General features: G+C 69.8%; 7 protein-coding genes. All 7 read left to right on the forward strand.

Annotated elements, in window-relative coordinates; translation table 11 throughout:
• Positions 1 to 50: 50 nt before the first annotated feature.
• The 7 genes from JFB92_RS20900 to JFB92_RS20930 all read left to right on the forward strand — a co-directional run bounded on the left by JFB92_RS20900 (position 51) and on the right by JFB92_RS20930 (position 6,163).
• The gene (locus JFB92_RS20900; RefSeq protein WP_199043189.1) at positions 51 to 521 is read left to right on the forward strand and encodes a Pycsar system effector family protein; all 471 of its coding nucleotides are present in this window, start codon (positions 51 to 53) and stop codon (positions 519 to 521) included.
• A gap of 109 nt (positions 522 to 630) precedes the next feature.
• Complete coding sequence (dnaB, locus tag JFB92_RS20905; RefSeq protein WP_199043190.1) at positions 631 to 2,001, forward strand: replicative DNA helicase; 1,371 nt, start codon at positions 631 to 633, stop codon at positions 1,999 to 2,001.
• Positions 2,002 to 2,037: 36 nt separating this feature from the next.
• Complete coding sequence (locus JFB92_RS20910) at positions 2,038 to 3,084, forward strand: hypothetical protein (RefSeq protein ID WP_199043191.1); 1,047 nt, start codon at positions 2,038 to 2,040, stop codon at positions 3,082 to 3,084.
• Between the two features lie 95 nt (positions 3,085 to 3,179).
• Positions 3,180 to 4,013, forward strand: coding sequence for a DNA adenine methylase (locus JFB92_RS20915; protein ID WP_233163592.1), 834 nt, complete (start codon positions 3,180 to 3,182; stop codon positions 4,011 to 4,013).
• 58 nt (positions 4,014 to 4,071) lie between these two features.
• Positions 4,072 to 4,374 (forward strand): hypothetical protein, encoded by a 303-nt coding sequence (locus JFB92_RS20920; protein ID WP_199043192.1) that lies wholly within the window; start codon positions 4,072 to 4,074, stop codon positions 4,372 to 4,374.
• A gap of 242 nt (positions 4,375 to 4,616) precedes the next feature.
• Positions 4,617 to 4,832 (forward strand): hypothetical protein, encoded by a 216-nt coding sequence (locus tag JFB92_RS20925; protein WP_199043193.1) that lies wholly within the window; start codon positions 4,617 to 4,619, stop codon positions 4,830 to 4,832.
• Positions 4,829 to 6,163, forward strand: a complete 1,335-nt coding sequence (locus tag JFB92_RS20930) for a DNA cytosine methyltransferase (protein ID WP_199043194.1) — start codon at positions 4,829 to 4,831, stop codon at positions 6,161 to 6,163. The genes JFB92_RS20925 and JFB92_RS20930 overlap by 4 nt, the downstream gene beginning before the upstream one ends.
• The last annotated feature ends 115 nt before the right edge of the window (positions 6,164 to 6,278 follow it).

Here is a 6,278-nt window from a genome sequence, read left to right on the forward strand (position 1 = left end):
GACACCGCGGTGTCGGGGCCGAACCGACTACCCGCAGAGGAGCACGCACCTTGACCGACACCGCAGACAACGAGCTCGCGACCGACCTACGCGAGGACATCCAAAGCCTGCGCGACCAGACCCGCCACGCCGACAGCAAGGCCCAACTTCTGGCCGCGGCCCTCATCCCGTCCGTGGTCGGCGCCGTCGCCGTCGGCGGCTACGCCGGACTACCGGCCACGGCCGAGATCACCGCCGGAACCGCCATGGGCTGCGCACTGGCGGCGATCCTCGCGCTCGGCGCCGTGGTCTGGCCCCAGCACCCAGGCCGAGCCGTTCTCACTGGCGAAACCAAGGGGGCAGCCAGCGCGGCCGGTGAGGCAAGTCCGGCATCGACAAGGCGGCATCTGCTGGCGGTCGAGCGCGCTCGCCTGGAGCGCATCACCGCCGTCAAGTGGGCGCTGCTGCGCACGGCGATCACCGGATCCGGTCTGGCCCTGGTGCTCGGGACGGTGACGGTCGCGATGGCCGCCCTCGGCTGATCCGCGCTGGATCGATCCGGCGAAGTCGAGCTATCGAATTGGGCCCGGCGCTGTACTTGGCAGTCCGCGCCGGGCCCCGCCCTCCACAGAAACGAAAGGCAACTCCAGTATGACAGCGGATGCACCTGCCCGCGACCAGCGCGCCCAGGCGAGCGTGTTCGAACGCAGGCCACCGGCCGACCTCGCCGCCGAGCAATCGGTCCTGGGCGGCATGCTCATGAGCGCCGACGCCATCGCCGACGTGGTCGAGACGCTCACCGCCGGTGACTTCTACAAGCCGATCCACGGCACGATCTTCGAGACCGTCCGCACGAAATTCAACTCGGGCGAACCCGCCGACGCGGTCACCGTCGCCGCGGCGCTGGCCGACGCCGGACAGTTGGAGAAGGTCGGCGGCGGTCCCTACCTGCACACGCTGCTGGACGCGGTCCCGACGGCCGCCAACGCCGGCTACTACGCCCGGATCGTCAAGAACAAAGCGATCCAACGACGCCTGATCGAGGCCGGTGCCCAGGTCGTCCAATACGGCTACGGCGCCGGGGCCGGCGGCCGCGACCTCGACGAGATCCTGGTCCTGGCCGAGAAGACGGTCCTGGACGCCCTCGACACCGGCACCGGGGGCGCGCCGGTCCCGGTCGCCGACTACCTGACCGGCGTCCTCGACTCTCTCGAAGCCGACCAGATCGACCCCGGACTCTCGACCGGCCTGGCCGACCTCGACAAGCTCCTCGGCGGACTGCGGCCCGGACAACTGGTCGTCATCGCCGCCCGCCCCGCGATGGGCAAATCCATCCTCGCCGCCGACTTCGCCCGCCACGCCAGCCTCCACCTGGGCATACCCACGTTGCTGTGCTCGCTGGAGATGAGCGGCGAGGAGCTGGCCGGGCGCCTGATCTGCGCCGAGGCCGGCGGCAACCTCGGCTGGTTCACCGGCACCGCCCAGATCCCCGACGACCAGATCGGGCGCACCGTCACCGCCGCCACCAAGCTCGCCGACGCGCCGCTGTTCATCGACGCGGCCACCGACACCACCATCACCCGACTGCGCTCGAAAGCCCGCCGCCTGGCCGCGCAACACCGTGATTCCGGCGGCCTCGGCTTGGTCGTGGTCGACTACCTCCAGCTCATGCCCACCTCCGGCGGGCCCGAGTCCCGTGAGCGCGAGATCGCCGAGATCTCCCGCGGCCTCAAGCTCCTGGCCAAAGACCTGGCCTGCCCGGTCGTGGCGCTCTCCCAACTCAACCGCAACGTCGAAGGCCGCCAGGACAAGCGGCCGCTGCTGTCGGACCTGCGCGAGTCCGGCGCGATCGAACAGGACAGCGACGTCGTGCTCCTGCTCCACCGCGAGGACTACTACGAGGCCGACTCCCCACGCCAGGGCGAGATCGACATCAACGTGGCCAAGAACCGCGGCGGCCGCTGCGACACCATCACCGCCGCCGCCCAGCTCCACAAAGCCCGCATCGTCTCCCTGGCCTGACCTCGACGGCGGCCCGGGTTGAAGGAGAGATCACCGTTGACCAGCAACAGCTTCGAGGTGGACCTGTTCGAGGTCGAACCCTACGACGACCCCTACGTCCGGACCCCGCTCGAATGGTGCCGGGCCGGACTCCACTGGGAGGACCTGGGCATGCTCACCTGGCTGCGCAGCCACCAGCCCGGGTTCCAGTTCAACGAGGCCTTCATCGTCAAGGCCTCCCCGGCCGGCCGCGACAAGGTCCGAGCGATCCTGACGCGCCTGGAGAAGGCCGGGTTCCTCAAGCGGACCAAAGTCCGCGATACCGGCGGCCGGATCCGCGGCGCCAAACTCACCCTCCGCGCGACAGCCGATCCCGTCGTCGCCGCCATGCGGGCCGCCCAGCAACCGAGCGACGCACCACGGACGGAAAATCCGGCTGAAGGCACTGACCAGCAGGAACACGCCGGGCAGGTACTTGGGCCGGAAAAGCCGTCCGAAGCCTCCGACCAGGGAAAACACGGCATTTCCGCAGGTGGATCACTTAGGACGGGTTCACCGGCGCCGGTAAATCCGCAACAAAGAAAGAACACTATAAAGGAACCCCCTCCCCCTACCCCCTCCCCGAAGCCGCAGGAGGCTCCAATCGACGCGGAGGCCCGACCGGAGGAGGCGGGGGAGGAGACGACCGATCACCACTCGGCCGCCGCCGCCCTCGTCGCCGCCCTCCCAGGGAGCTTGACGGCCGGACAGCGGCACCGCCTGACCAAGGACGCCGCCGCTCGACTCGCTAGCGGGTGGGCCGCGGAAGCCCTGACCGCCGAGCTGACCGCCGACCTCGACGGCGTCCGCTCCCTGGCCGCGGTCTACCGCCACCGCCTCGCGCAGCTGCCCGACACGCCGCCGCGCGCCCAGACTGGCGTCACCACCGTGGAGCGGCCGATGGGCGGCGAGATCCACGAGTTCGACCCGGACCCGGCCGATCCGGACTGCTGCCGCCGGTGTCCCCGGCCCAAGACCAACCGGATCCATACAAGCGATCCAGATCAAATCTCCCGTACGAAGGCCGTGCAGCCCGCGCCAGGGACCAGGGTCGGGCGGTTTTGAGGGCGCACAGGCCCGTTCAGGCCGCCGCACGGCCGGTCCGGTGCCGGCTGGCGATGCGGTCGGGGCCGCCCTGACCGCCGCGGGGGTGGGCCACAATGCGGCCTGACGCGGCCGCGCTGAAGCCGCCGGTGCCGTACTACGGCGGCAAGCAGCGCCTGGCCGAGCGGATCATGGCTCTGCTGGCCGGGGTGCCCCACAAGCACTACGTCGAGCCATTCTGCGGTTCCCTGGCCGTGCTGATGGCCAAGCCGGTCGCGCGCATGGAGACAGTCAATGACCTCGATGGTGAGCTGATGACGTTCTGGCGCGTCCTACGCGACCGCCCGGCCGACTTGGAGCGGGTGATCGCATGCACGCCGCATTCCCGCGCCGAGTACACCGCGGCCTTCGAACCGGCCGTCGACGAGCTCGAGACCGCCCGGCGGGTGTGGGTGCGCCTGACCCAGTCGCGCACCGGCACCTTGCGGAAGACCGGCTGGAGACACCACCAGGACCCGAACGGATCCTCGGTGGGGATGCCGGGCTACCTCGAGGCCTACCGGCAGCGACTCCCGGCCGCCGTCGCCCGCCTGCAAGGGGTCTCCCTCGAGGCCCGTCCCGCGCTCGAGGTGATCGCCGCCTACGGCCGTCACGACGAGGTGCTGCTGTACGGCGACCCGCCGTACCTGGGCTCGACCCGCGCCCGCAACTACCGCCACGAGATGGGCGCTGAGGCCGACCACCGCAACCTCGCCTTGGCGCTCGGCGACTGCCGCGCCGCGGTCATGGTCTCGGGCTACGACTCCGAGCTCTACCGCGACCTCTACGAGGGCTGGCACCGCTACGAACTCACCTCGGGCACCAGCCAAGGCGGCGCCTGGTCCGACCGCACCGAACTCGTCTGGTCCAACCGCGACCTGGCCCGGCAGCCGACCCTGTTCGACCGCTGAACCGCTTCCCGCACCGTCCACTCCACTTGCAATCCAAACGATCCAAGGAGGCTGCTCAATGCCCGAATCCGAACCCGTCCACCTGGGGACCGGCGTCCTCAAAGCCAAGATGCACCTGAACTACCCACATGTGGGACTGCACGTCAACGACCGCGCCTGGTTGCATCCCCACTGGCACCTCCGCGGCCAGGTCGGCACCTTGACCGCCCGCATCCGGTCCACCGGACAGGAACTGGCACTGGCGCACGGCCAGATCTTCTGCGGCGAGAGCGCCATCGTCTTCGACTCCGGCGGATACGACAAGGCCACGACCGAGCAGGCCAATGAGCAGCAGGTCGATCTGCTGTGGAGCCGCGACTGAACACCACCATCGGCCGCCAAGAACCGCCACCAGACCCATCCGTCCGCGACAGCGAACCGCGAAATCCACGCATGGCAGCAGATGCTCGGCGACTTCGAGTCGCTCGTGGCCGAATACGGCCTGCGCGAGAACGACCTGCTCAACCGCAAGCTCCGCTAAGCCAACAAGATCCCTACGCGCCCCGGCCGCCGTGAGCGGCCGGGGCGCGTACTCGCTCGACCGATTGAAAGGAATCCAGCCTGATGCCGACCTTCCTCGTGACCGTCTCCGGCCACCTCGTCTACGACATCCCGATCGACGCCGACACCGCCCAGGACGCCAAGCGCCAAGCCGAATGCGAGGCTGGCGAGAGCGGCGAGGCGTTCCTGAAATCCGGGGAGCTGCAAGACGCCTGGATCGACGTCGAGGCCGTCGAGCCCGCCTCCGAAGCCGAAGCCGAAGCCGAAGCCGACAGATGATCAGCGACCTCACCACGGTCCACCTGTTCGGTGGTGGTGGCGGCGACGCTGTCGGCATGGCCGCGGCCGGGTTCGACCCGGCCGCGGTCGCCAACCACAATTCGACCTGCGTGGCCACGCTCAAGGCGAACTTCCCCGACGCCAAGGCCCTGTGCGTCGATATCTCGGCCTACGACATGCGCCACCTGCCCCCGGCGAGAGTCCTGGTCGCCTCACCGATCTGCACCGAGATCGCCCCGGCCGGCGGCCGCGGCCGCGGCAAGCGCCCCATCGGACAGGCACCGCTGCCGCATGCCGGCCTGACCGGAGTCGATGCCGAGGACTGGGAGCGGACCAGGGCGACCGCCTGGGACGTCATCCGCGCGGCCGAGACTTGGTCGTACGACGCCGTCGTCTGCGAGAACGTCGTCGAGTTCGGCACCGACTGGCCCCTGTTCGAAGTCTGGCTCGCCGCCTTCGACAAGCTCGGCTACCACGTCCAGGTCGCCTCACTCAACTCCGCCCACCTGTCCGGGCCTGGGAACCCGGCCGCGCCCCAGTGGCGGGACCGGCTCTACATCGTGGCCACCAAGAAGGGCATGCGCCGCCCCGACCTGACACCGCGCCCGGCCGCCTGGTGCGACCCGTGCGGGAGCGAGGTCGCGGCCGTCCAGTCCTGGAACGGGTCAGCCCGCATCGGCAAGTACGGGCCCCGACGCCAGTACGTCTACCGCTGCCCAGGCTGCAAAAGCACAGTTGAGCCCTACACGCGCGCCGCGGCCGAGATCATCGACTGGAACGACTGGGGCCGCCGCATCGGAGACCGCCCGGTCACCGAGCACAAACCCGACCGGTTCGCCCCGGCCACGGCCGCGCGCATCCGCGCCGGCCTGCAACTGTGCGAACGGGCCGAGCGCCAAGCGGTCCTAGCCGACGGCGTCCCCGAGGCGATGGCCGAACCGTTCCTGGTGGTACTGCGCCGCAACGGCAAGGCCCGACCGATCGACCGCCCGTTCCCGGCGCTGAACGCCGGCGGCAACCACGTCGGCGTGGTCATCCCCTACCGGAGAGGCAACCACCCGGCCACGACGGCCGAGCCGCTGCTGACCCTGGGCACCCGCGACTCGGCCGGACTGCTCATCCCCGCGGGCGAACCGGTGGCCTACGAGGAATGCCACTACCGGATGCTGCGGTGGCGGGAGTTGTTCGCCGCCCAACGATTCCCCGATGACTACATCGTCTGCGGCCCCGACCGCGACGTCAAGGTCAAAGAAGCCATCGCCATGGCCGGCAACGCCGTCAGCGTCAACGCCGCCCAATGGATCGGCACCCGCCTCGCCACCGTCCTGTAACCAAGTCCGACCCCGGACCTGACCTCCTGAACCCCAGCATCGACCACACGGAAGGCCACGACACCAAAATGACCACCTGAAGCCCCCCGGTATGTGTGAGGGACCTATCTGTGAG

Source organism: Glycomyces salinus (genome assembly GCF_016428645.1).
In the GTDB taxonomy this organism is placed as follows: Bacteria; Actinomycetota; Actinomycetes; order Mycobacteriales; family Micromonosporaceae; genus Glycomyces; species Glycomyces salinus.

Coding starts and splice junctions, on each gene's coding strand:
- JFB92_RS20915 (WP_233163592.1), top strand. CDS start 3,180: ATGCGGCCTGACGCGGCCGCGCTGAAGCCGCCGGTGCCGTACTACGGC.
- JFB92_RS20920 (WP_199043192.1), top strand. CDS start 4,072: ATGCCCGAATCCGAACCCGTCCACCTGGGGACCGGCGTCCTCAAAGCC.
- JFB92_RS20930 (WP_199043194.1), top strand. CDS start 4,829: ATGATCAGCGACCTCACCACGGTCCACCTGTTCGGTGGTGGTGGCGGC.
- dnaB (WP_199043190.1), top strand. CDS start 631: ATGACAGCGGATGCACCTGCCCGCGACCAGCGCGCCCAGGCGAGCGTG.
- JFB92_RS20925 (WP_199043193.1), top strand. CDS start 4,617: ATGCCGACCTTCCTCGTGACCGTCTCCGGCCACCTCGTCTACGACATC.